General features: G+C 69.2%; 21 protein-coding genes and 1 tRNA gene. 11 read left to right on the top strand and 11 right to left on the bottom strand.

From position 1 onward, the window contains the following. Positions 1-11: 11 nt before the first annotated feature. A complete protein-coding gene (locus ACWF82_RS27830) occupies positions 12-1067 on the top strand; it encodes a potassium channel family protein (protein WP_452505861.1) in 1056 nt (351 codons plus the stop codon). A gap of 34 nt (positions 1068-1101) precedes the next feature. Next, positions 1102-1992 (top strand): NAD(+) diphosphatase, encoded by an 891-nt coding sequence (gene nudC / locus ACWF82_RS27825; protein ID WP_452505859.1) that lies wholly within the window; start codon positions 1102-1104, stop codon positions 1990-1992. A gap of 13 nt (positions 1993-2005) precedes the next feature. On the opposite strand, the gene ACWF82_RS27820 is transcribed toward nudC, so the two are convergent. Then, positions 2006-2236, bottom strand: a complete 231-nt coding sequence (locus ACWF82_RS27820; protein WP_189027531.1) for a mycoredoxin — start codon at positions 2234-2236, stop codon at positions 2006-2008. A gap of 131 nt (positions 2237-2367) precedes the next feature. On the opposite strand from ACWF82_RS27820, the gene ACWF82_RS27815 reads away from it, so the two are divergent. From ACWF82_RS27815 to ACWF82_RS27805, 3 genes are all read left to right on the top strand, one after another. Beyond that, positions 2368-4524, top strand: a complete 2157-nt coding sequence (locus ACWF82_RS27815) for an ATP-dependent DNA helicase UvrD2 (RefSeq protein ID WP_452505858.1) — start codon at positions 2368-2370, stop codon at positions 4522-4524. Between the two features lie 110 nt (positions 4525-4634). Further along, positions 4635-4961, top strand: a complete 327-nt coding sequence (locus tag ACWF82_RS27810; protein WP_452505856.1) for a hypothetical protein — start codon at positions 4635-4637, stop codon at positions 4959-4961. Positions 4962-5137: 176 nt separating this feature from the next. Beyond that, on the top strand, positions 5138-5392 hold the full coding sequence (locus tag ACWF82_RS27805; RefSeq protein ID WP_189027533.1) for a WhiB family transcriptional regulator: 255 nt from the start codon (positions 5138-5140) through the stop codon (positions 5390-5392). Positions 5393-5470: 78 nt separating this feature from the next. Here the strand turns inward: ACWF82_RS27805 and ACWF82_RS27800 are convergent, their stop codons facing one another. The 3 genes from ACWF82_RS27800 to ACWF82_RS27790 form a co-directional block, all read right to left on the bottom strand. Beyond that, a complete protein-coding gene (locus tag ACWF82_RS27800; RefSeq protein ID WP_452505854.1) occupies positions 5471-6820 on the bottom strand; it encodes an ABC1 kinase family protein in 1350 nt (449 codons plus the stop codon). A 59-nt stretch (positions 6821-6879) separates the two neighbouring features. Beyond that, the gene (locus tag ACWF82_RS27795; RefSeq protein WP_452505852.1) at positions 6880-7752 is read right to left on the bottom strand and encodes a TOMM precursor leader peptide-binding protein; all 873 of its coding nucleotides are present in this window, start codon (positions 7750-7752) and stop codon (positions 6880-6882) included. A gap of 210 nt (positions 7753-7962) precedes the next feature. After that, a complete protein-coding gene (locus ACWF82_RS27790) occupies positions 7963-9378 on the bottom strand; it encodes a zinc-dependent metalloprotease (RefSeq protein ID WP_452505850.1) in 1416 nt (471 codons plus the stop codon). Between the two features lie 127 nt (positions 9379-9505). On the opposite strand from ACWF82_RS27790, the gene ACWF82_RS27785 reads away from it, so the two are divergent. Further along, positions 9506-10531, top strand: a complete 1026-nt coding sequence (locus ACWF82_RS27785; RefSeq protein WP_452505848.1) for a YlbL family protein — start codon at positions 9506-9508, stop codon at positions 10529-10531. On the opposite strand, the gene ACWF82_RS27780 is transcribed toward ACWF82_RS27785, so the two are convergent. Beyond that, entirely contained in the window at positions 10532-11110 is a 579-nt protein-coding gene (locus ACWF82_RS27780) for a PPA1309 family protein (protein WP_452505847.1), read from the bottom strand. Positions 11111-11267: 157 nt separating this feature from the next. Here ACWF82_RS27780 and ACWF82_RS27775 point away from each other — a divergent pair, with 157 nt between their 5' ends. After that, positions 11268-14249 (top strand): UPF0182 family protein, encoded by a 2982-nt coding sequence (locus ACWF82_RS27775; protein ID WP_452505845.1) that lies wholly within the window; start codon positions 11268-11270, stop codon positions 14247-14249. A 67-nt stretch (positions 14250-14316) separates the two neighbouring features. Here ACWF82_RS27775 and ACWF82_RS27770 read toward each other — a convergent pair whose 3' ends face one another. Further along, positions 14317-14865 carry a transglycosylase family protein gene (locus tag ACWF82_RS27770; protein WP_452505843.1) on the bottom strand — a complete coding sequence of 183 codons (549 nt, stop codon included), beginning with the start codon at positions 14863-14865 and terminating at the stop codon, positions 14317-14319. Between the two features lie 364 nt (positions 14866-15229). On the opposite strand from ACWF82_RS27770, the gene ACWF82_RS27765 reads away from it, so the two are divergent. Then, positions 15230-15303 (top strand) — tRNA-Met (locus ACWF82_RS27765). 59 nt (positions 15304-15362) lie between these two features. On the opposite strand, the gene ACWF82_RS27760 is transcribed toward ACWF82_RS27765, so the two are convergent. From ACWF82_RS27760 to ACWF82_RS27745, 4 genes are all read right to left on the bottom strand, one after another. After that, entirely contained in the window at positions 15363-15620 is a 258-nt protein-coding gene (locus ACWF82_RS27760) for an HPr family phosphocarrier protein (RefSeq protein ID WP_452505841.1), read from the bottom strand. Between the two features lie 26 nt (positions 15621-15646). Beyond that, on the bottom strand, positions 15647-17914 hold the full coding sequence (locus tag ACWF82_RS27755) for a PTS fructose transporter subunit IIABC (RefSeq protein ID WP_452505839.1): 2268 nt from the start codon (positions 17912-17914) through the stop codon (positions 15647-15649). 147 nt (positions 17915-18061) lie between these two features. Next, positions 18062-19054 (bottom strand): 1-phosphofructokinase family hexose kinase, encoded by a 993-nt coding sequence (locus tag ACWF82_RS27750; RefSeq protein ID WP_452505837.1) that lies wholly within the window; start codon positions 19052-19054, stop codon positions 18062-18064. Beyond that, positions 19051-19818, bottom strand: a complete 768-nt coding sequence (locus ACWF82_RS27745) for a DeoR/GlpR family DNA-binding transcription regulator (RefSeq protein ID WP_452505835.1) — start codon at positions 19816-19818, stop codon at positions 19051-19053. Before ACWF82_RS27745 ends, ACWF82_RS27750 begins: the two co-directional genes overlap by 4 nt. Positions 19819-20083: 265 nt before the next feature. Here ACWF82_RS27745 and ACWF82_RS27740 point away from each other — a divergent pair, with 265 nt between their 5' ends. Continuing rightward, on the top strand, positions 20084-20896 hold the full coding sequence (locus ACWF82_RS27740; protein WP_452505833.1) for an amino acid-binding protein: 813 nt from the start codon (positions 20084-20086) through the stop codon (positions 20894-20896). 4 nt (positions 20897-20900) lie between these two features. On the opposite strand, the gene ACWF82_RS27735 is transcribed toward ACWF82_RS27740, so the two are convergent. After that, on the bottom strand, positions 20901-21116 hold the full coding sequence (locus tag ACWF82_RS27735; protein WP_378846647.1) for a hypothetical protein: 216 nt from the start codon (positions 21114-21116) through the stop codon (positions 20901-20903). A gap of 121 nt (positions 21117-21237) precedes the next feature. Between ACWF82_RS27735 and ACWF82_RS27730 the strand changes: the two genes are divergently transcribed. Further along, complete coding sequence (locus ACWF82_RS27730; RefSeq protein WP_189026863.1) at positions 21238-22413, top strand: alpha-hydroxy-acid oxidizing protein; 1176 nt, start codon at positions 21238-21240, stop codon at positions 22411-22413. A gap of 138 nt (positions 22414-22551) precedes the next feature. Beyond that, a complete protein-coding gene (locus ACWF82_RS27725; RefSeq protein ID WP_452505831.1) occupies positions 22552-23313 on the top strand; it encodes a DUF6319 family protein in 762 nt (253 codons plus the stop codon). The last annotated feature ends 84 nt before the right edge of the window (positions 23314-23397 follow it).

Below are 23397 nucleotides of genomic sequence, written 5' to 3'. Positions count from 1 at the left end.
AGGAGGGGGCGATGTTAGGGGACAAGGTCGGCCCGATCGGGCTCAGTAGCAGCCCGGACTACGCGCTGGTCGGTTTGTTGCGGATCCCCGCGGCACAGACCAGTCCGTGGTGGTCGCTCACCCGCCGCGTCCTGTTCGCGATCGCCCTGCTGTTCACCGCGGCGATCGTGGTGTATGTCGGCCGCGACGGCTATAACGACAATGCGGGCGGCGAGCTGTCGTTCCTCGACGCGATGTACTACGCCACCGTCTCGCTGTCGACGACCGGCTACGGCGACATCTCCCCGTTCTCTCCGTCGGCGCGACTGATCAACACGATCGTCATCACCCCCCTGCGCATCCTGTTCCTGATCGTGCTGGTCGGCACCACCCTCAGCGTGCTCACCGAACGGTCACGGCAGGCGTTCAAGATTCAGCGATGGAGGCACACCGTGCGCAATCACACCGTCGTCGTCGGCTACGGCACCAAGGGACGCACCGCGATCGACGCCATGCTCGGCGACGGGGTGCAGCAGTCGGAGATCGTGGTGGTCGACACCGACGCCGTGGCACTCGAGCAAGCCGCGAACGCGGGCCTGGTCACCGTGCACGGCTCGGCCACCAAATCCGATGTGCTGCGGCTGACCGGTGTGCAGCGGGCCGCCTCCGTCATCGTCGCCACCAATCGCGACGACACGGCCACGCTGGTGACGCTCACCGCCCGCGAACTGAACAAGACGGCCAAGATCGTCGTCGCCATCCGCGAGGCCGAGAACACCCACCTGGTGCGCCAGTCCGGCGCCGACTCGGTGGTCGTGTCCTCGGAGACCGCGGGCAGGCTGCTCGGCATCGCCACCACGACGCCCACCGTCGTGGAGATGATGGAGGATCTGCTGACGCCCGAACAGGGCTTCGCGGTCGCCGAACGCGAGGTCGAGCCGGGTGAGATCGGCGGATCGCCGCGGCACCTGAGCGACATCGTGCTCGGCGTCGTGCGCGGCGGCGACCTGATCCGGGTGGGTGAACCCGAGGTCGACGCGCTCGACGCGGGCGACAAGCTGCTCTACATCCGGCGCAGCGGGAAATAAGCCGGGACCGGGGGGTACGACTAGGCTCGGCACTGTGCCGTTCCGACTGAAAGACGTTCCGCTGCTGTCGCGTTCCACCATCGATCGAGCCGAGCACGTCCGGCTCGATCCCGATGCCCTGCGCGAAGGCTGGGGTAAAGCGAAGGTCCTGCGTGTCGACGCGCGCGGGCGGGTGCGGGTCGAGAGCGCCGGTGTCGTCCTCGACGCGGCCGTCACGATCGCCGAACAGCCGGGTCCCGGCGCGGTCTTCCTCGGCGTCGTCGAGGGCAGCCACCTGTGGGCCGTGCGCGAGCCCGAACTCGACGGGACGCTGAAGGATTTGCGGGCACTCGGCGCCGTCGACGACTTCACCGCCGACCTGCTCGCCACGGCCTACGCACTGCTGAACTGGCACGATCGCGCCGGGTTCCACGGCGGCGACGGCACGACGACCACGCTGGCGCGGGCGGGCTGGTCCCGGCTCACCACCGACGGTGTGGAGGAGTTCCCGCGGATCGACCCCGCCATCATCTGCCTGGTGCACGACGGCGCCGACCGCGTGCTGCTGGCACGCCAGCACACCTGGCCCGCGACGATGTTCTCGCTGCTGGCGGGGTTCGTCGAGGCGGGCGAGTCGCTCGAGCACTGCGTCGAGCGTGAGGTCCGCGAGGAAGTGGGCGTCGACGTACGCGAGATCCACTATCTCGGCAGTCAGCCGTGGCCGTTCCCGCGCTCGCTCATGGTCGGCTTCGCCGCGGTCGGCGATCCGGCGCAGGAGCTGGTGTTCTCCGACGGCGAGATCGCCGAGGCGCACTGGTTCACCCGCGACGAAGTCAGGGCCGCGCTCCGGATCGGGGACTGGTCGGCGAAGGAAACCGGCGCGCGGCTGCTGGTGCCCGGTTCGATCTCGATCGCCCGCACGATCATCGAATCCTGGGTGGAGTAGCAGCCGCCCGCGGTCAGGCCAGGGCGGCGAGTGCCTGCTTGACCTGCGACAGCGACGGGTTGGTCGCGGTCGAGCCGTCGCGGAACTTGATCGTCGGGACGACGTGGTTGCCGTTGTTGACGCTGCCGACGAATTCGGCCGAAGCTGGGTCGTCCTCGATGTCGATCACCGTGTAGGTGATGCCCGCCTCGTCGAGCTGGGTCTTGAGGCGACGGCAGTAGCCGCACCAGGTGGTCGAGTACATCGTCAGATCAGTGGTTGCTTCAGTCACGGGATGTGCAACGTCGCGCGAGCGCGTGGTGTTCCGGGCAGGCATCGGCGCGCCGTAATCCGGGGTACGGCGGCCATCGGGTCCGCTTGTCGGCGGGCGCTGTCATGATGGTGCCCGTGCCAGCACTCGATCTCACCGCCCTCGACCCGGAACAGGCCGCCGCGGTGCGGGCACCGCGAGGACCGGTGTGCGTGCTCGCCGGCGCGGGCACCGGCAAGACCAGGACCATCACCCACCGGATCGCGCACCTGATCGCGGGCGGACACGTGAAGGCCGACCAGGTGCTTGCCGTGACGTTCACCGCCAGGGCGGCGGGGGAGATGCGCAACCGGCTGCGCACGATGGGACTCGGTGGCGAGGCAGGGCAGGTCCAGGCCCGCACCTTCCACGCCGCGGCGCTGCGGCAGCTGCGGTACTTCTGGCCGCAGGTCGTCGGTGACGTGCCGTGGCGGTTGCTCGACAGCAAGTTCCCGGTGGTCTCCCAGGCCGCGCACCGTGCCGGGCTCGGCACGTCCACCGAACTGATCCGCGACCTGCTCAGCGAGATCGAATGGGCCAAGGCGTCGCTGATCGCGCCCGAGGACTACCCCGCCGCCGCGGCACGGCACCACCGCGACGCGCCGGTCGAGGTCACCAGGGTCGCCCAGGTCTACGCGGGCTACGAGTCGATGAAGACCTCCGCCGACGGTCTGCTGCTCGACTTCGACGATCTGCTGCTGCACACCGCGGCCGCGCTCGAGGACTATCCGGCCGTCGCCGACGAGTTCCGTGGCCGCTATCGCAGCTTCGTCGTCGACGAGTACCAGGACGTCACCCCGCTGCAGCAGCGGGTACTCGACGCGTGGCTGGGCGAACGCGACGATCTCACCGTCGTCGGCGACGCCAACCAGACCATCTACTCCTTCACCGGCGCCACCCCGAACTACCTGCTCGACTTCTCCCGCCGCTTCCCCGACGCCACCGTCATCCGGCTCGAACGCGACTACCGGTCGACCCCGCAGGTGGTGTCGCTGGCCAACCGGGTGATCGGCGCCGCCCGTGGCCGCATCGCCGGGACCAGGCTCGCGCTGATCGGACAGCGCCCCGACGGGCCGGAACCCGAGTTCGCCGAATACCCCGACGTGCCCGCCGAGGCCGCGGCCGTGGCCGGCCGGATCAAGAAGCTGATCGCCGCGGGCACACCCGCCGCCGAGATCGCCGTGCTCTACCGGATCAACGCCCAGTCCGAACCGTTCGAGCAGGCGCTCAACGCGCGCGACATCCCGTTCCAGGTGCGCGGTGGCGAAGGGTTCTTCCAGCGGCAGGAGGTCCGCCAGGCGGTGCAGGCGCTGCGCCAGACCGACGCCCGCGACGACCTGCCCGACGAGGCGCGCAGCGGCGCGGAACTGATCACGCTGGTCCGGGCCGCGCTCGCCCCGGTCGGGCTCACCGCCGAGGAGCCCGCCGGCGCGCAGGCCAAGGAACGCTGGTCCTCGTTGCTGGCACTGGTGCAGCTCACCGAGGAGCTGGTCGGCCACGACGAGGAGATCGACCTCACCGGGCTGCTTCGCGAACTCGCGACCCGTGCCGAGGCCAAGCATCCGCCGACCGTCGACGGCGTCACCCTGGCCTCGCTGCACGCGGCCAAGGGACTGGAATGGGACGCCGTGTTCCTAGTCGGCGTCGCCGACGGCACCCTGCCCATCCAGCACGTCCTCGGTGACGACGGCAGTCCGTCCGATCAGGCGGCGCTGGAAGAGGAACGCAGGCTGCTCTACGTCGGCGTCACCAGGGCGCGCGAACATCTCGCCGTGTCCTGGGCGCTGGCCCGCGCCGAGGGCGGCAGGCGGGTGCGCAGGCGATCGCGGTTCCTCAACGGGCTGGTGCCCGACGACTCGCCTGCCTCGCGAATCGCCGCGACCGCGAACGGTCCGAAGGACTCCGACGGCAAGCGGCCGCTGTGCCGGGTCTGCGCGAAGCCACTGATCGGCACCTACGCCACCATGCTCGGCCGGTGCCGTCGCTGCCCGGCCGAGCTCGACCCGCAGCTACTCGAGGCACTGCAGGCATGGCGGGCGGAGAAGGCCGAGGTCCTGCGGGTGCGCGACTTCGTCGTCTTCACCGACACCACGCTCACCGCTATCGCCGAGCAGCTGCCCGCCGACGACGCGGCACTGGCGTCGATCGCGGGCATCGGCCCGAAGAAGATCGAACAGTACGGCGCCGACGTGCTCGCCATCGTCGCCTCACGGATGCGGGCTACGACACAAAACCGCAGGTAGAAAATAGGTTGTTCGGTTCTCGATCATTGCCTATGGTGGAGAACACGCACCGAGGGTGACTTCGGCGCGAGTTTCCAATCAGCACACGAGTTCAGGAGGGAGGCAGTCAGATGAACAGCAACACCACGTTCGACGCGATGGGCAATCGCGTCCTGGTGAACGCATCCATGGTGTCGGCCTCCCGGGGGGTCCTCGCTCTGCAGGGGACCGGTCTGTCCGGCGTCGATACCAAAGCTGTGCCGATGACTGTCGTTCATCAGCACACCCCGATTCGTCTCCAGGACAAGCCCAGCGTGGGTTGGCAGCCGACCGCCGTCGAGGCGCCGGCAGCACCGGCCGTCGAATTCGGATACGCACCCGAATTCGCCGGCGCAATCCGCCTCCGTGTCCACCCAGCGACCGTGCTCAGGTCTCGACAGAGATGTCGAACTAGGTAGGGAACTCCTCCCAGACCTCCTGGCCACGGATCGCGAGAAGCGAAATCCGTGGCCTTTTTCATTCGGCTCCTCAGCCGTTGGCACCGGGTTCGCACACCGAACGAACAACCGCTGCAAACGAGCTGAAGGAGAACGACGTGTTCACCGCCCAGGACTGGCCGCAGGCCACTACTGACGTGACATGCCGAACCGTGGCGTCCCTGCCCTGCCGGGCCGGAAACCCTGATCTGTGGTTCGCCGAGAGCCCGAACGACCTCGAGCAGGCCAAGCAACTGTGCGCGTCCTGCCCGATCCGCAAGGGCTGCCTCACCGCGGCCATCGACCGTGCCGAGCCGTGGGGTGTCTGGGGCGGTGAGATCTTCGACCAGGGTGTCGTGATCGCCCGCAAGCGCCCGCGCGGCCGCCCGCGCAAGGTCGCGATCCCGGCATGAACCCCGGAATGGGGTTGTACCGCAAGCGAACCGCTCACCGAGTCCTGGTGAGCGGTTCGTTTTGCGTTGGGGGCCGGACTACGACGCGCGTTCGGCCCGGAAGCCGGGGACCCAGGTGCGGACCAAATTCATGAAGCCGAGTTCGGCGTCGAGCTGGGCCAGGATGCCGACCGAGCCGCCGAGGACCCGGAAGATCATCAGATACTCGGCCGGGAGTTGCAGTGCGCGTGCGGTTTTCATCTCGGGGCTGGAGAATTCCGAGGCCTTGCCCGCGACGCGCTGCAACCAGGTGCGGGTGAAGTGGAAGGTGTCGGTGCGGATCGGGTCGCTGAACGGGCGCAGGTACGCCTCGATCTCCTCGTGGGTGACGGTGCGGCCGGGGATCACCCAGCCGTGCTCGTAGAGCAGCTCGGTGAGCGCGGCGTGGTCCTCGGCGACGGCGAGGGCGAGCATCCGGCCGAGGATCTCGGGAAAGCCGTCGGGCATCGGTGCGCAGGCACCGAAGTCGAGGACCGCCAGCCTGCCGTCGGCCAGCACGAGGAAATTGCCGGGATGCGGGTCGCCGTGCAGCAGGCCCGCCAGTTCGGGCGAGGAGAAGTGGAAAGTGCCCATCAGCTCGGCGATCCGATTGCGCTGTGCCCGTGTGCCTTCCGGATCGGCCGCGCCCGCCGCGATGAGCGCCGAGACCGGCGTGCCGTCGAGCCATTCGGTGACGATGACCTTCGGCGCGCCCGCCACCACCCGCGGGACGACGATCTGTGGATGCCCCTCGAACGCGGCGGCGAAGCGGCGCTGATTGGCGGCCTCGGTGCGGTAGTCGAGTTCTTCCTCGGTGCGCTCGGTGATCTCGGCCAGCAGCGGCTTCACATCGGCGCCGGGAATCACCGACGAGAGCAGCCCGGTCATCCGCGACAGGGTCTTCAGATCGGCGCGCAGGGCCTCGTCGGCGCCGGGGTACTGCACCTTCACCGCGACGGGCCGCCCGTCCGACCACACCGCCCGATGAACCTGGCCGATGCTGGCCGAGGCGGCCGGGGTGTCGTCGAAGGACTGGAAACGGTCGCGCCATTTGGTGCCGAGCTGCTGGTCGAGCACCCGGTGGACGGTCTCGGTCGGCATCGGCGGGGCGGCGGCCTGCAGTTTGGTGAGCGCCTCGCGGTAGTGCTCGCCGAACTCCTCCGGGACGGCGGCCTCCATCACACTGAGCGCCTGCCCGAACTTCATCGCGCCGCCCTTGAGCTCACCGAGCACGGTGAACAACTGCTCGGCGGCCTTCTGGTTCAGTGTCGCGTTGATCTGCTGCTTGTCACCACCGACGAGCTTCTTGCCGAACCCGACGGCGGCTCGTCCGGCGATGCCGAGCGGTATCTTGGCCAACTTGGCATTGCGGCTGGTACTGCGGCGCACGATCTCGGACACGCTACCCATCATGGCCGAACTTGCCCGCGGTGTGCCATGGGAATGCTCACACCGGTCGGTGCCGGTGCTCATCGGCCCGTGCCCGATCCGGTGGCGGCGACGGTCCTGCACCCGCAGTCCGGGTGCGGCAACCAGGGCCGTCGCTGCACCTCATGGGTGTCCAGATCCAATTCGACGGTGGCGTCGAGGGTGCCGGGCCGTCGTCGCGGCGAGCACGCGACGATCGCCTCCAGCTCGCCCATGGCCAGCGCGGTCGTCGCCGCGATGCCGGCGGGGGAGGCGTGCCCGGTGCGGCCGAGCAGCTGCGCCGCCAGATGCGGCCAATCGGCGTCGAATCCGGTGCGGGTCAGGTCGGCGCAGCGCAGGCAGCTGGTCTCGCCGGGCAGCACGAGCGGGCCGACCACGCCGACGCCGTCGCGCACCCGCACCTGCAGGTGCGGTATCCGGCGCAGCACCAGGTCCACCGACAGGCGTGGATCGACCATCAGGGCATCGGTGAGCACCACCAGATCGCTGCCTGCTCCGATCACGGTGTCGGGCCGGTACTCCCGCGACCGGACCGGGCGGAAACCCATGCGCCGCAATCCGATTGCCACGGCATCGGAGAGCGGGCCGAGTCCGTGCACGGTGACGGCGCGGATGCGGCCCTGTTTGCGTTCGGGTTGTAGCAGCAGTCCGGCCCGCTCGATCGCGGCGAGCAGGGCGATGGTGCGATCGGGCGCGATTCCGAATTCCCCTGCGCGCCAGATGATCTGTGGCCGCGATTGCAATCCGTCGAGCAGTCGCAGGAACGCGAGCACCGTGCCGGTGTCGAGTTCGGTGGTCTCGAGCAGCAGGGCGCGTTCGGGATCCCAGCCCAGTTGCACCGTGCCCGACGGGCGGACCAGCGTGGTCACCCTGGGGTGGAGCATCGGTCCGCGCAGTGGCGTCGTGGTCGTCATGTCCCGAGTATCGGCATCCGGCCACGACGGGGGGCCTGCCGAAAGCCTGGTTATCCACAGGCTTTCGGTGTGTCGCGGTCATGATTTCCGGCCTGTGGACAACTCGTGTCCCGCCGGTCGGCGCGGGGTTTCGGACGCGTCCGCGGCCGCGGAACCGTGTCGCGCCACCACGATCCGCAGATTTTTCGCGGACCGTGGTCGCGGTGCGGATCAGGGACGGTCGGTGCCGGTGTCCGGGTCGGTGCCGGGATCGGACTTGCCGCGCTCGGCCTCGTCGCGCTCCCGCGCCTCGGTCTCGGCGAGCTGGGCCAGCGGGTCGTCGAAAGCGCCGGTGCCGCCGCCGATCACCGAGTCGATGAAGCCGGCGGGCGAGTCGAGGTCGCTGGAATCGGGCAGCAGGTCGGGGTGCGCCCACACGCCGTCGCGACGCTCCATGCCCGCGTCGGTGGTCAGCCGGCGCCACAGTGCCGACGCCTCGCGGACCTTGCGCGGGCGCAGTTCCAGCCCGACCAGGGTGGCGAAGGTCTGCTCGGCGGGCCCGCCGCTGGCGCGACGGCGGCGCAGCGTCTCCGACAGCGCGCTCGCGCCCGGCAACCGCTCGCCGACGGCGTCGGTGACGACCACGTCGACCCAGCCCTCGATCAGCGCGAGCAGGGTCTCGAGGCGCTCGAGCGCCTGCTTCTGTTCGGGGGTGGTCTGCGGTTCGAAGGTGCCCTGGGCGAGCAGTTCCTCGAGCTTGGACGGGTCGCTCAGCGACATCGGGTCGATGTTCTGGGCGGCTTCCTCCAGCGAGGAGAAGTCCATCTTGATGCCGCGCGCGTAGCCCTCGACCGCGGCGAGCACCTGCTGACGCAGCCACGGCACATGCCCGAACAGCCGCTGGTGGGCGGCCTCCCTGGCCGCGAGGAACACCATGATCTCGCTCTCGGGCTGCTCGAGTCCCGCGCTGAACGCCGAGATCGCGGTCGGCAGCAGGGCCGCGGTACCGGCCGGGCCGAGCGGCAGACCGATATCGGTGGAGGTCAGCACCTCCTTGGCCAGCTGGCCGAGTGCCTGACCGAGCTGCGAACCGAACGCCAGCCCGCCCATCTGGCCGAGCATGCCGACCATCGGCCCGGCGAACTGCTTGGCCTCCTCCGGCAGCTGCGCGGTCCACATGCCCGAGATCTGCTCGGCCACCGGATCGCACAGGCGCTTCCAGGTGGGCAGGGTCTCTTCGATCCAGTCGTTGGCGGTCCACGCGACCGTCTTCGACGCGCCGACGGGCAGCGTGGTGGCGCCGTCGAGCCACAGCTCGGCCAGGTGCGCCGCGTCGGCCACCGCGGAGGTCGTCTTCGCCGCGATCGGTGCGACGGAGGCGCCGAGCTGCTGGCGGGCCAGCCGCTTGGCCACGTCGTAGTTGACCGGTCCCGACTGCGCGCCGCCAGGGCCCGTCGCCTGGCCCATGCCGCTGAGCATCTGCCCGAGCTGGGTCAGCATCTGACCCAGCTGCGACGGATCGAAGCCGCCTGCGCCCGCCGCCCCGAACCCGAACGGATCGCTTCCGCCGGGACCGTTCGCCTCGTCGCGACGCTTGCCGGACTCGTCGTCGTCGCGGTTCGAGAAGCCGAAGGGGAGATCGCTCATACCTCTTACGTTACGCGGGACCCCTGGACCCACGGTGTTCGCGCATCGCGAAATCGGGCGAACAGCGCGCACGGCAAAAGCGTGCCACTACCGTCGGTCACGGCGGGTGATCACTACTGTGGTCGGAGTGAATCGTCGGATCCTCACCCTGATCGTGGCCCTGGTGCCCGTGCTCGTGCTCGGAGTCGTCGGCAGCGTGGTCACCGTGCCGTTCGTCGCGCTCGGCCCCGGCCCCACCTTCGACACCCTCGGCAAGGTCGACGGAAAGCAGGTGGTCGACGTCACGGGCGCGCCGCTGGATCCGACGAGCGGGCAGCTCAATATGACGACGGTGTCGGTGCGCGACGGGCTCAACCTGTTCGAGGCGTTCGGGTTCTGGGCCAGCGGTGAGCACGGCCTCGTCCCGCGCGCCGAGGTGTACCCGCCGGGGGTCCCGCGCGAAGAGGTCGACAAGTCCAATCAGCAGGAATTCAAGGATTCCGAGAGCAATGCCGAAGTGGCGGCGCTGCACTTCCTGAACATGCCGACGGTGGTGCTGGTGCGCGGATTCGGCGAGGAGGGCCCGGCCAAGGACGTGCTGCAGGTGGGCGACGAGCTGCTCAGCATCGACGGCATCCCGATCACCGCGCCCAAGGACGTGATCGACATCGTCGGCACCAAGGGCCCCGGCACCACGATCACCGTCCGCTACCGGCGCGGCGACGCCGAGCAGACCACGCCGATCACCCTCGCCGCCCGCCCCGACGACGCGTCGAAGGGCTATCTCGGCATCACGCCCGGCGAGGGCGGCCGCCCGCCGCTGCAGGTCGAGTTCAACCTCGCCGACATCGGCGGCCCGTCGGCCGGACTCATGTTCAGCCTGGCGCTGATCGACAAGCTCTCGCCCGGCGAGCTCAACGGCGGCCGGTTCGTCGCCGGCACCGGCACCATCGACCAGGAAGGCAAGGTCGGCCCGATCGGCGGCATCCAGTACAAGATGATCGCCGCGCGCGAGGCAGGCGCCGAGACGTTCCTCGTCCCCGCCGACAACTGCAACGAGGCACGTCAGCGCGCGCCGGAGGGCCTGCGGCTGGTGAAGGTCGACACGCTCGACAGCGCGGTGACCTCGCTGGCCGATATCGACGCGGGCCGCGAGGCCGTCAGCTGCGGCTGATCACTCCAGCGTGTGATGCAGCGCCTCGACCAGGCCGGGCGCCAGGTTCGGGTAGGTACGCAGATCGAGGTCGCCGAAGCCGTCGTCGTCCTCGGGCCGGATCTGCAGCAGGCACAGTGCGGTGCCGTGACGCAGCACCCCGGCGATGAGCCGCGCGTCGCGCCTGCCCGGATGGGCGTGCGCGGCGGCGCGACCGGCCGCGTCGGCGGCGTCGTCGTCGGCGAGCAGCGGGACCAGCGCCTCGTCGAGATCGCTCTCGGCGTCCGGCGGCAGCACCACGATCTCCTGGACCAGCACGCAGCCCTCGACGGCGGGCGGCCAGGTGGTGGTGGCGAGGAATTCGTCGAGCGCCATCGACCCGCCGGTGATGTCGTCGGGGAAGGCTTCCTGCGCGATGGGGGTGAGCTCGCTGCCGTCGTCGAGCTGATCCTCGAGGCCGGGTTCGGCCGCGACCAGGTCGGCGGTCGGTACCAACGCGAACATCTGCGGCGGGTTTCCCCAGCCCTCGGCGTCGGCGAACTCGACGACCTCGCGCACACAACGGGCGAGGACGGCTTCGGCGTGCTGGTCATCGGTCACCCGCCCATCCAATCATTTTCGGCCCAGGCGCTTGCACGGTGTCCGATTTCCGTAGAGTGGGCGCCAACGGTCCGGTAACGGACCAACCGCAACATCGGACTGCGGTGTCTGCGCCGATAACCGGTGCGGTCGCCGCCGGACCCTGGAGAGTGGCACCGTGGGCATGCGGCCCCCCACCGGCTTACCTTCGTTGTCCCGACGCAGCCGAGTGCTGCTGGTGACAGCAGTCGTCCTCGCGGCGCTGTTGCTGCTCGGGCCCCGCCTCACCGACGCCTACACCAACTGGTTGTGGTTCGGTGAGGTCGGCTATCGCAGTGTCTACCTGGGCGTGCTGGTGACGCGGCTGATCCTGTTCGCCGTGGTCGCGCTGTTCGTCGGCCTCGTCGTGTGGGGCGCGCTGCTGCTGGCCTACCGGTCGCGGCCGGTGTTCGTGCCGGTCGCCGGTCCCAACGACCCGATCGCGCGCTATCGCACCACCGTGATGAGCAAGCTGAAGCTGTTCGGCGTCGGCATCCCGGTGCTGCTCGGCCTGCTGTCGGGGCTGGTTGCGCAGTCGAATTGGGCGACCGTGCAGATGTTCCTGCACGGCGGTGATTTCGGTCAGCAGGACCCGCAGTTCCACCTCGACGTCGGCTTCTACGCCTTCGATCTGCCGTTCTACCGGATGGTGCTGAACTGGCTGTTCGTCGCCGTGGTGATCGCGTTCTTCGCGAACCTGGTGACCCACTACGTGTTCGGCGGCCTGCGTCTGGCCGGGCGTGAGGGCACGCTGACCAGGGCCGCGCGCGTGCAGCTCGCCGTGCTCGCCGGAATCTTCGTGCTGCTCAAGGCGGTCGCGTACTGGTTCGACCGCTACGACCTGCTGTCGAGCACCCGCAAGGAGCCGACGTTCGGCGGTCCGTCGTTCACCGATATCAACGCGGTGCTGCCCGCCAAGCTGATCCTGCTCTCGATCGCGGTGATCTGCGCGATCGCGTTCTTCGCCGGCATCGTGCTACGCGATCTGCGGGTGCCCGCGATGGCCGCCGCGCTGCTGGTGCTCTCGTCGATCCTGGTCGGCGCGGTGTGGCCGATGGTGGTCGAGCAGTTCTCGGTGCGTCCGAACGCGGCCGACAAGGAGAGCCCGTACATCGAACGCAACATCCTGGCGACGCGCCAGGCATACGGCATCACCGACGACAAGATCGACTATCAGGAATACAAGGGTGAGAGCACGAAGAACCCGCTGGAGGTGCCCGCCGACGCGGTGACCATCGGCAACGCCCGCCTGCTCGACCCGAACATCCTCTCGCCCACGTTCACTCAGCTCAAGCAGCTGAAGAACTTCTACGGCTTCCCCGAGTCGCTCGACATCGACCGCTACACCCTCAACGGCGACATGCAGGACTACATCGTCGCCGCGCGCGAGCTGCACCCGGAAGCGCTGTCGGGCAACCAGAAGGACTGGATCAACCAGCACACCGTCTACACCCACGGCAACGGCTTCGTCGCCGCGCCGGCCAACCGGGTGAACAAGCCGCAGTCCGACGCGCAGAGCGCGGCGGGCGGCAGCGATTCCGGCTATCCGCTGTTCATGGTGAGCGACCTGTTCACCAAGATCGACGACCAGCAGATCAAGGTCGACCAGCCGCGCATCTACTACGGCGAGCTGATCGCCCAGTCCGATCCCGACTACGCCATCGTCGGCGCCACCGACGGCCAGGCGCCGCGCGAATACGACTCCGACCAGGCCTCCTACACCTACGACGGCAGCGGCGGTGTGCCGATCGGCAACTGGTTCAACCGGCTGGCCTTCGCGGCCAAGTACGCCGAGCGCAACATCCTGTTCTCCTCGGCGATCAGCGACGAATCCAAGATCCTGTACAACCGCGGTCCACGCGAGCGCGTGCAGAAGGTCGCGCCGTGGCTGACCACCGACGGCAATGCCTACCCGGCGGTCGTCGACCAGCGCATCGTCTGGATCGTCGACGCCTACACCACCCTCGACAAGTACCCCTACGCGCAGTCGACCTCGCTCGACGGCGCCGTCGAGGACAGCATCGACAAGAAGACCGGCCGGGTGATCCCGCGCAAGGAGGTCAGCTACATCCGCAACTCGGTGAAGGCGACCGTCGACGCCTACGACGGCACCGTCACCCTGTACGAGACCGACACCACCGACCCGGTACTCAAGGCCTGGCGCGGGGTGTTCCCGAACGCGGTGAAGCCGGAGAGCGAGATCTCCCCGGAACTGCGCTCGCACTTCCGCTACCCCGAGGACCTGTTCAAGGTGCAGCGCGACATGCTGACCAAGTACCACGTGGACAACCCGCGTGAGTTCTTCACCAACAACGCGTTCTGGTCGGTGCCCAGCGATCCGACGATCGAGGGCGGCACGTTCAACCAGCCGCCGTACTACGTGCTGCTCGGCGATCCGAAGACCAACAAGCCGGTCTTCAGCCTGACCTCGGCGATGGTCGGCTACAACCGCCAGTTCCTGTCGGCTTACATCGCGGTGCGTTCGGACCCGGACAACTACGGCAAGTTCACCGTGTTGCAGTTGCCGACCGACTCCCAGACCCAGGGCCCACAGCAGACACAGAACTCGATGACCACCGCCGACGCGGTGTCACGGGAGAAGACGCTGCTGTCGAACTCGAACAAAATCCGCTACGGCAATCTGCTGACGCTGCCGGTGGCCGAGGGCGGCATCCTCTATGTCGAGCCGTTCTACAACGAACGCAACACCGGTTCGTCGACGTTCCCGCAGCTGCTGCGTGTGCTGGTGAGCTATCGCGACGCGGCGGGCAGCGTGAAGGTCGGCTACGCGGCGACGCTGGCCGAGGCGCTGAACCAGGTTCTGCCGGGTTCGGGCTCGCTGGCTACGCCGTTCGGCGGTGACCCGGCGCTGAAACCGAAGCCGGGTGCGACGCCACCGGTCGAGCAGGGCACCACGCCGCCGGCGAATGGCACGACCCCGCCGCCGGGGACGACGACCCCGCCGGGGTCCACCGGCCAGGAGGCCGCAGCCGCCGAGCTCAGCCGCAAGATCGAGGCGGTGCGCACGGCGATGCGGACGGGCAACTTCACCGATTTCGGTAAGGCGCTCGAGGAACTGGACGCCGCGGTGAAGGCGTACCAGGACGCGGGCGGCCGGTAGCCGTACCGAACAGCAAGAAAGGCCCCGCCGGATGGCGGGGCCTTTCTCGTGCAGGGGGAACGGTGGATCAGCCGCCGATCGAGGCGATCAGCGGGGCATTGGCGTTGAGCAGGTCCTGGTACTGACCCGCGACGCCGTACTGGTCGGCCAGGGCCTTGCCCGCGGCCTTGGCCTGGTCGACGGCAACCTGGATGTCGGTCTTGGCCTCGGCGGGCAGCTCGACCGGCAGTTCGACGGCGGGCTCCTCGACCACGGCGGGCTCGGGCTCCGAGACGCCGGCCTGCAGGTACTGGCCGCAGTGCGGCCAGGCGCCGACGCCCTGGCTGGCGAGCACGTTCTCCGCGACGCGGATCTGCTCTTCCTTGCTGGCGTTGTGCGCCGAACCCTGGCCGCCGTTGGCAGCCCAGGTGCTCTGCGAGAACTGCAGGCCACCGTAGTAGCCGTTGCCGGTGTTGATACCCCAGTTGCCGCCGCTCTCGCACTGGGCGACGCCGTCCCAGTTGTGGTTCGCGGCGGAGGCGGTGCCGGCGGCCAGGCTGAACGGAACGGCAACCAGGGCGCCGGTGATGGCGGCGACGCCAAGGGCACGGGTGCGGAATTTCCGGGTCTCAGTCATGGGGGAGACGCTAACCAAGAAATCCATGACGATCACATCTTGATAACGGGACAATTCTGTGAATGAAACAGATGTCTTTTCGGTGTTTACGCTGCATAGCGCTGGGGAATACCTAGATTCCGGTCAGTCTGTTATTGCACCGTTATGTGCGTGAGATCACGTCGAGATAGTGACTCCGGTCACTGGATTGCGGCGACTCGTGCCCGGAGTGGGGCGAAGACCGCTATTAGGTGACGTCCGTCACATCGCGGGCTTCCCTGTCGCCGCATGAGTCGCCGAAGATCGTGTCCCACACCCTGAAAACCGCCGCTGACCTCACGATTTGGCATCCACGCTAACCCGTGTGTAATGTTGTATTCACCGACGCGGGGTGGAGCAGCTCGGTAGCTCGCTGGGCTCATAACCCAGAGGTCGCAGGTTCAAATCCTGTCCCCGCTACAAACGAAAGGCCCGGAACCACCAGGTTCCGGGCCTTTCGCGTTGTCCGGGTCGGGGACTCAGGCGTCGAGGTCGCTGGCGACCATTTCGGCGATCTTGTCCAGGGTGGGCTGGTCCTCGCTGGCAATCACCACTTCGGCGCCCTGGGCCGCGCCGAGGGTCATGATCATCAGGGCCGAGCCCGCGTCGACCGGGTCGCCGCCGGTGAGCGCGATGGTGACGGGGACCCCGGCCGCGCCGACCGCTTCGGCGATCAGGGCGGCGGGGCGGGCGTGCAGGCCGACCGAGGAGCCGACGATGACGGTGGTGCTGGCCATGGGATATCTCCTTGTGTGCGAATGGATTACGCGGGAATGAGGACGGGGGATACGGACTGTTTGCGGGTGAATTCCTTGGCGAGGGTGACGCAGAGGGCGGCGACCACGGTGCCTGCCAGCAGCGACAGCAGGAACCAGGCGAGGTGCCCGATCGCGAAGAACACGAAGATGCCGCCGTGTGGCGCGCTCAGGGTCACGCCCGTGGCCATCACCAGGCCACCGGTGACCGCGCCGCCGACCATCATCGACGGCAGCACCCGCAGCGGGTCGGCCGCGGCGAACGGGATCGCGCCCTCGGAGATGAACGAGGCGCCAAGCAGCCAGGCCGCCTTGCCGTTCTCGCGCTCGGCCTCGGTGTAGAGCCTCGGGCGCAGGGTGGTCGACAGCGCCATCGCCAGCGGCGGCACCATGCCCGCGGCCATCACGGCGGCCATGATCCGCAGCGTCGCGGTGTCGGTCACCGACAGGCCGACGGCGGCGAAGGAATAGGCGGCCTTGTTGACGGGCCCGCCGAGGTCGAAGCACATCATCACGCCCAGGATGACACCGAGCGCGATCGCCGAGGTGCCGGACAGGCCGTTGAGCCAGTCGGTGAGCCCGCTCGTGACAGCGGCGAGCGGCTTACCGAGCAGCACGAACATCGCGACGCCCACGATCAGCGACGCCAGCAGCGGAATGACCACCACCGGCATCAGGCCGCGCGCCCAGGTCGGCACCGGCAGTCTGCCGACCCACAGCGCGGCGAAACCGGCGACCAGACCACCCACGAGCCCGCCGAGGAACCCGGCGCCGACGAACACCGCGATGGCGCCCGCGGTGAACCCCGGCGCCAGACCGGGCCGGTCGGCGATCGCGAAGGCGATATAGCCTGCCAGCGCCGGAACCAGGAAACCGAACGCGAGCGAGCCGATCTGGAACAGCACCGCGCCGATGTAGGTGGCCAGACCGCCGTCGGGCAGCTCGGTGATCGAGTTGTTCAGCACGATGTCTTTCGCGCTGTCGGAGATCTCGTAGCCACCGAGCAGGAAACTCAGCGCGATCAGCAGACCGCCCGCGGCGACGAACGGGATCATGTAGCTGACGCCGGTGAGCAGGATCTGCCGCAGGCGCGTGCCCCAGCCGATGCCCTTGGCCGCCGCCTGTGACGGTGCGGGCGCTGCGCCGCCGACCGTGGCGGCGTCCGGAGTGGTGCTCGCCGTGACGGCCTCCGCGATCATCGTGTCGGGTTCGTTGATGGCGCGCTTGACGCCGGATTCGACGACAGGCTTGCCCGCGAACCTGCCCCGGTCCTTCACCCCGACATCGGTGGCGAAGATGACCGCGTCGGCGGCGGCGATGACAGCGGGGTCGAGCTTGTCGCCGCCACTGGAGCCCTGGGTCTCCACGGCCACGTCGACACCGGCCCGCTCGCCCGCGGCGACCAGGGAGTCGGCCGCCATGTAGGTGTGAGCGATGCCGGTCGGGCAGGCGGTGACAGCGACGATCTTCGGTCGCGCGCCGGAGGCGGACCCGCCTTCGGATCCGTGATCAGCGGAAGCGGTCGTTGCCGTCGTTGCCGCGTCGCCTGGTTTGGCAGCAGGCACAGCGGAAGCTGTTGCCTTGGCTACTGTTTCGGGCACACCACCTGGTACAACTCCGGCTCCGGCCATGGCGTCGGTGGTTGTTGCACGACTGTCGGCGGGACCAGCGGGAGTTTCGGTACCAGTCGTGGCGGCAGAACCGGCGGTTGCGGCACTACCGGCACCACCGCCGGTGTCGCCACCGCCCGCCGACGTACCGGCTGTTCCAGCACCGGCCGCCGACGAACCCGACGCTCCGGATGCAGTCCCGGCGGCGGCAGGCGGATTGATCACGCCATCGACGAGACCCACCACCTCCGCCGGGGTCGATGCCGACCGCAGCTCGGCCACGAATGCCGGTCGCACGAGTGCACGTGCCAGCGAGGACAACAGCTTCATGTGCTCGGCGCCCGCTCCTTCCGGCGCGGCGATCAGGAACACGAGGTCGGCGGGGCCATCCGGTGCGCCGAAGTCGACCCTGGGCGAAAGCCGGGCGAAGGCCAGGGACGCGGTGGTGACGGCCGCCGCCCGGCAGTGCGGGATGGCGATGCCGCCGGGGAGTCCGGTGGCCGACTGTGCTTCCCGGTCCAGCGCCGCCCGGCTCACCGCGTCGGCGTCGCTCGCGCGGCCCGCCGCGGCGAGGGTGCCCGCCAGCGTGGTGATCACTGCGTCCTTGTCGGCGCCGAGATCGGCGTCGAGGGTGATCAGGTCGGTGGTGATGATCGAATCGGCCATCGTGGTGTCTTTCGGGAGTGGGCGTATCGGCGGGCGGCGGTCAGCAGGTGGGAAGCTGAGGGAGAGTCGAGCAGCGGAGCAGCGCGACGCTGCGGTAGGCGGTCAGCCAGGGGAATGGGCGGGCTGACAGGTGCGCGCGAACGGTACTCATGCCGACGCCGGGGGAAGGTCGGCTGCCGCTCGCAGCGGGTGGGCGGTGACCGCATCGAGCAGGATGTCCGCTGGTCCCGGCAAACCAGTACCGGGCAGGGCCGTGGCTGCGCTGCCGTAGGCGACGGCGGCGCGGAGCCGGTCGGCAGGGCCGGCGCCTGCCAGGTCGGCGAGCAGGTATCCGGCCAGGGCGGAGTCGCCTGCGCCGACGGTGCTGCGGGGCACGATCGGCGGTGCGGCGGCGAACCAGGCGTCCTCGGCGGTGACCAGGACCGCGCCCGCCGCGCCGAGGGTGGCCAGCACCGCGCCGACGCCGCGGTCGATCAGGTTCGAAGCGGCCGACGCGGTGGCGGTGGGGTTTTCGAGATCGACCGGGTCGAGGCCGGTCAGCTGTGCGAGCTCGTCGGAGTTGGGCTTGAGGAGGTCGGGTGCGGCGCCGAGGGATTCGGTGAACAGCGCCAGCAAGGGCGTATCGGAGGTGTCGACCGCGATGCGGGTGCGGCGGGCTCCGTTCGACGCGCGGAGCGGAGACAACGTGGCGACCAGCCGCGCGTACCAGTCGACCGGCACGCCGGGCGGCAGCGAGCCGGACAGCACGATCCACTCGGCTTCGGCGGCCAGTTCGACGAGCAGGGTCGTCAGCTCGGCCAGCTCGCGCCCGGACAGCGGTCGCCCCGGTTCGTTGATCTTGGTTGTGGTGCCGTCGGTTTCGGCGATCGTCAGGTTGACCCGCGGCCCACCAGCCACCGGCACCGTGCGATATCCGATGCCCGCCGAGCGCAGCCCGTGCACGACAGGATCGTCGTCGGCACCGGGGAGCACCGCAACGACCGGCGCACCGCCCGCGGCGACGACCCGCGCCACATTGACGCCCTTCCCGCCGGGATGCGACGTGACGCCCGCGGCGCGATGCACCTGCCCGCGCCGCAGCGGCTCGGGCAGGGTGACCGTCCGGTCGACGCTCGGGTTCGCGGTCAGCGTGACGATCACGCGAGCACCACCTCGATCCCCGCGCCGACCAGCTCCGCGTGCGCGGTGGCCGGGATATCGGCATCGGTGACCAGGACATCGATGTCGCCGATGCCGGCGAAGCGGACGAAATCCTCGCGGCCGACCTTGCCCGCGTCGGCGACAACGACGACCCGGTCGGCGGCGCCGATCATCGCCCGCTTCACCGCGGCCTCCTCCTGGTCCGGCGTGGACAGGCCGTGCCGCACGGTCAGCGCGTTCGTGCCGACGAAGGCGACGTCGACGCGCAGTTCACCGAGCATTCGCAGCGTCTCGGCGCCGACGGCGGCCTGGGTGACCCCGCGCACGCGTCCGCCGAGCAGATGCACCCGCACCCCGGCGAATCCGGTCAGCCGGGTGGCGATGGGCAGCGAGTTGGTGACGGCGACGAGGTCCAGATCGGTCGGCAGCGCCGCGGCCACCCGCGCGGTGGTCGTGCCTGCGTCGAACAGCACGCTGCCACCGGAGCCGGGCAGGAACCGCTGGGCGAGTTCGGCGATGCGGTCCTTCTCGGCGGCGCGCGTGCTGTCGCGTTCGACGGTGCCCAGTTCGATCGTGGTCAGCGCGCCGGAGATGACCGCGCCGCCGTGCACGCGCCGGATCAGGCCGAGCCGGTCGAGTACCGCGAGGTCGCGCCGCACGGTCTCGGTGGTGACGCCGTACTGGTCGGCCAGTTCGGCGACGGAGACCCGCCCGCGATGCCCGATCACGGACGCGATCGCCTGCTGCCGTTCCTCGGCGTACATGGTTTTCCTCCGGCTTCCTCAGAATGTTTACTCATGTTGTTTTATGCCCATTTGTGTGGCTTTGTCAATCTTTTTTGGTGAGCCGAGTCACAACTGTTGCCGGTGGCTGGGGTTTCGCGATGGTGCCCGCGGTCACAGCAGGGCGCCGCGAGTGGCGGGCATCACCACGGAAATCGCTGCAGGTCAACGGATTTCGCGCAGGCTGTCACGCCGCTGTTACGCGCGACTGCGGTGATCGACACGCGCCAGGGTGAGGCTGACCCGCATGTGGCGAAACGCTGTGCGACCCGGAGTCCTGGCCTGCGAGGTGTGCGGCCGCCTGCCGCATCCTCGCCGCACCCGGCTGGCGCTGGCCAAACTGGCGGCGGTGTTCCCGGTGGAACTGGCGCTACACGCGCTGGTGATCCACCTGCACCCGCCCTATCTGCTGACCGTCGCGCTGCTGACGATCACCACCACGATCCTGGTGATCTGGGTGGTCGAACCGTCGGCGATGCGCATGCTCGGCGGCTGGCTGCACGGCCCGGAACTGCGGCATCGCGATCGGATCGACCAGGCGCAGGCACTGTGGCGGATCAGGGTCAGGCTGGCGGATCGCCCGGGCGCACTGGAGACGCTGGCCAAACACTTGGCGCACCGCGACGCCAACATCCTGACAGTGCACGTGCATCAACTGGAGGACGCGGTCCTGGACGAAGTGGTCGTCGCCGCGCCCGCCGAGGTCACCGCGCCCACTCTCACCGCAGCCGTGGTGCGGGCAGGCGGATCGGGGGTCCGGGTGTGGCCCGCCACGGTGCTGTCACTGATCGACGGCCAGACCAAAGCGCTCTCGATCGCCGCCCGCATCGTGGCCGATCCGGCCGAATTGCCTTTGGCCGTAGCGGAACTGCTCGGTGCGCGCTACCTGGCCCCCGGCACGCCCGAGGCGGGAGAGGTCGGCGAGGGCACGCTGCTGGAAATCGATGGCGACGAATGCCGCTGGGGTTTCCTGCGTCCCGGCGAACCGTTCACGCCCGCCGAGATCGCCCGTGCCCACCGGCTGGCCGACCTGGCCGCGCTGACGGCGCGACGTCGATGAGATGTCAGTCGAAGCCGAGGTCGCTGGTCAGCGGATCGCGTAGCGCGCCCTCGGCGGCGCGTAGTCGGTCGGTGACCGAGGTGAGCAGATCCATCGAATCCTGCGACAGACCGCAGGCGAGGAGGGTGAGGTAACGGATGGCCGCGCTGGTGATGCGCTGAGCGAGGAGAACGTCCGGGTCGGCGGGTGCGGCCGCGGCCGAGTGTTCGACGAGGGTCACGACAGGGGCACTCACAATCTCGGAACGCGCTGCTGGTTCGCTGCTGTCTACTTACGAGTATGACGCACCTTACATCCCCCCTGGGGTTTGTGAACCACGGCTCGCATGCGAAAGTTCAGCGATGAGTCAGTTCGCCGACTATCAGAACGAGATCTACCTGGCCGCACTCGGCGGGATCCAGCCCGAGTTCCCCATGGATTACGCGACGCTCGAGCGCAAAGCGACCGCCGCGCTGCCCGATTCCCTGCTGAACTACATCGCCGGTGGCGCGGGCGACGAACTCACCCAGCGCCGCAACGCCGAGGCGTTCGCCGACTGGGGTCTGGTGCCGCGGATGCTGGTCGGCGCGACCGAGCGCGATCTCACCGTCACCGCCTTCGGGCAGACCTTCGCCAGCCCGCTGTTCCTCGCGCCGGTCGGCGTGATCGGCCTGGTCGGCGAGAACGGCCACGGTGACATCGCGGTCGCGCAGGCGTCGGCGAAAACCGGTGTGCCCGCGATGTTCTCGACGCTGATGGAGGACCCGCTCGAGGACGTGCGCCCGCACGCCGGTGACACGCCGTCGTTCTTCCAGCTGTACACGCCGAAGAACCGGGAGCTGGCCGAGAGCCTGGTCCATCGTGCCGAGGCCGCTGGTTACGCGGGCATCACCGTCACCCTCGACACCTGGGTGCCCGGCTGGCGCCCCCGCGACCTGGCCTCGGGCAACTTCCCGCAGCTGCGCGGTCACGTGCTGAAGAATTACACCAGCGACCCGGTATTCCAGGCGATGGTCGGCTCCGACGACCCGAAGATGATTGTCCTGCACTGGATCTCGACCTTCGGAAACTCGCTGACCTGGGACGATCTGACCTGGCTCCGCTCGATCACCGACCTGCCGCTCATCCTCAAGGGCATCTCGCACCCCGAGGACGCGCGCAAGGCGATCGACTTCGGCGCCGACGGCATCTACTGCTCCAATCACGGCGGCCGCCAGGCCAACGGCGGCCTCAGCGCGCTGGAGACACTGCCCGCCGTCGCCGCCGCCTGTGACGACCGGGTGCCGGTGCTGTTCGACTCCGGTGTCCGCTCCGGCGCCGACGTGGTGAAGGCGCTGGGTCTCGGCGCGACCATGGTCGGGCTCGGCAGGCCGTACGTGTACGGCCTGGCGCTGGGCGGTGTGCGCGGACTGGTGCACCTGCTGCGCAGCTACGCCGCCGAGGCCGATCTGCTGATGGCGGTCAACGGGTACCCCGATGTCGCCGCGGTGCGGGCGAACATCCGGCCGACCACCCGCGGAAACGCGACCAGAGGCTGATCGCGGACGGTCCGGATACCTGTCACCGGAGGGGTTTTCGGGCCGTGACGGTGGCACTCCTTGCGAACCTGTCGGTGCCGTGCGGCATCATCTCCAGCACACCACGCTGTAGAACGCACCAACCTTCCGGAGTCCACGATGTCCTCGCCGAGCACCAAGTCCGCATCCCGCCGATCAGCCAAGCAGGTACTGTCCGAGGCCGAGCTCGCGCGCATCGCGGGCGAGCTGGCCGAAGGCAAACCGCCGATGGTGTGGTTCACCGCCGCCGCCGTCGGTGTCGCCGAGGGCAAGTCGGGCAAGGTCGTCGCACTCGGCGATCCGTCCGACGGCGACTTCCTGCAGGTAAAGCCCACCGGTTCCAAAGATGTGCTGTCGTTCGGACCGAGCGAGGTCACGCTGACCAAGCCGGCCCGCGCGACTACCGTAGCGCCGGGCGGATCCCCGCGGACCCGTCCGGAGAGCGTGCCCGAGCCGAGCAACCGAAAGGACACCACTGTGACCCAGCCGTCGACCCTGCCGAGCACGGCCCCGACGCCCCCCGCGCCGCGGCCGCTCGCGCCAGTGCCCGACGAGGCCGTCGCCACGCCCAAGCCGGCGACGCCGCGCCCGGCGAAGGCGCCTGCCGCGCGTAAGCCCAAGGCGCCCGAAGTGACCGTCACGCTGACCGGTTCCGCCGACGGCGAATGGACCGTCGACGTGGTCAACGGCAAGAAGCGCAGTGTGAAGGGGCTGGCGGTGAGCAGCGGCGCCGTCGCCCAGGCCGCCAAGATCCTGCACCCCGAGGTCGAGGAAGTCGTGGCCGGGATCCTGGAAGCGGCGCGGGGCGCGCAGCAGGCCAAGGTCGCCCAGCTGCAGGCCGAACTGGAGGCGGCCAAAAGGCTCCTTGCTGAATTGAATTGAGCGCTGGCGCGCTCGAGTCGCGGCCCCTCCTGTCCCGCCGGTCAGGCACCGTTGCTTGCTCCTTCGTCGCGTACGCAACGGTGC

Source organism: Nocardia sp. NPDC055053 (genome assembly GCF_053608285.1).
Note: the sequence above shows the minus strand (reverse complement) of the source record. Positions and strands in the feature narration are given on the sequence as shown.

Excerpts from the sequence above, each read along its gene's own strand:
- ACWF82_RS27830 (WP_452505861.1), top strand. The coding sequence starts at position 12 with ATGTTAGGGGACAAGGTCGGCCCGATCGGGCTCAGTAGCAGCCCGGAC.
- ACWF82_RS27820 (WP_189027531.1), bottom strand. The coding sequence starts at position 2,236 with ATGTACTCGACCACCTGGTGCGGCTACTGCCGTCGCCTCAAGACCCAG.
- ACWF82_RS27815 (WP_452505858.1), top strand. The coding sequence starts at position 2,368 with ATGATGGTGCCCGTGCCAGCACTCGATCTCACCGCCCTCGACCCGGAA.
- ACWF82_RS27810 (WP_452505856.1), top strand. The coding sequence starts at position 4,635 with ATGAACAGCAACACCACGTTCGACGCGATGGGCAATCGCGTCCTGGTG.
- ACWF82_RS27800 (WP_452505854.1), bottom strand. The coding sequence starts at position 6,820 with ATGGGTAGCGTGTCCGAGATCGTGCGCCGCAGTACCAGCCGCAATGCC.
- ACWF82_RS27795 (WP_452505852.1), bottom strand. The coding sequence starts at position 7,752 with ATGACGACCACGACGCCACTGCGCGGACCGATGCTCCACCCCAGGGTG.
- ACWF82_RS27790 (WP_452505850.1), bottom strand. The coding sequence starts at position 9,378 with ATGAGCGATCTCCCCTTCGGCTTCTCGAACCGCGACGACGACGAGTCC.
- ACWF82_RS27770 (WP_452505843.1), bottom strand. The coding sequence starts at position 14,865 with ATGACTGAGACCCGGAAATTCCGCACCCGTGCCCTTGGCGTCGCCGCC.
- ACWF82_RS27760 (WP_452505841.1), bottom strand. The coding sequence starts at position 15,620 with ATGGCCAGCACCACCGTCATCGTCGGCTCCTCGGTCGGCCTGCACGCC.
- ACWF82_RS27755 (WP_452505839.1), bottom strand. The coding sequence starts at position 17,914 with ATGGCCGATTCGATCATCACCACCGACCTGATCACCCTCGACGCCGAT.
- ACWF82_RS27745 (WP_452505835.1), bottom strand. The coding sequence starts at position 19,818 with ATGTACGCCGAGGAACGGCAGCAGGCGATCGCGTCCGTGATCGGGCAT.
- ACWF82_RS27740 (WP_452505833.1), top strand. The coding sequence starts at position 20,084 with ATGTGGCGAAACGCTGTGCGACCCGGAGTCCTGGCCTGCGAGGTGTGC.
- ACWF82_RS27730 (WP_189026863.1), top strand. The coding sequence starts at position 21,238 with ATGAGTCAGTTCGCCGACTATCAGAACGAGATCTACCTGGCCGCACTC.
- ACWF82_RS27725 (WP_452505831.1), top strand. The coding sequence starts at position 22,552 with ATGTCCTCGCCGAGCACCAAGTCCGCATCCCGCCGATCAGCCAAGCAG.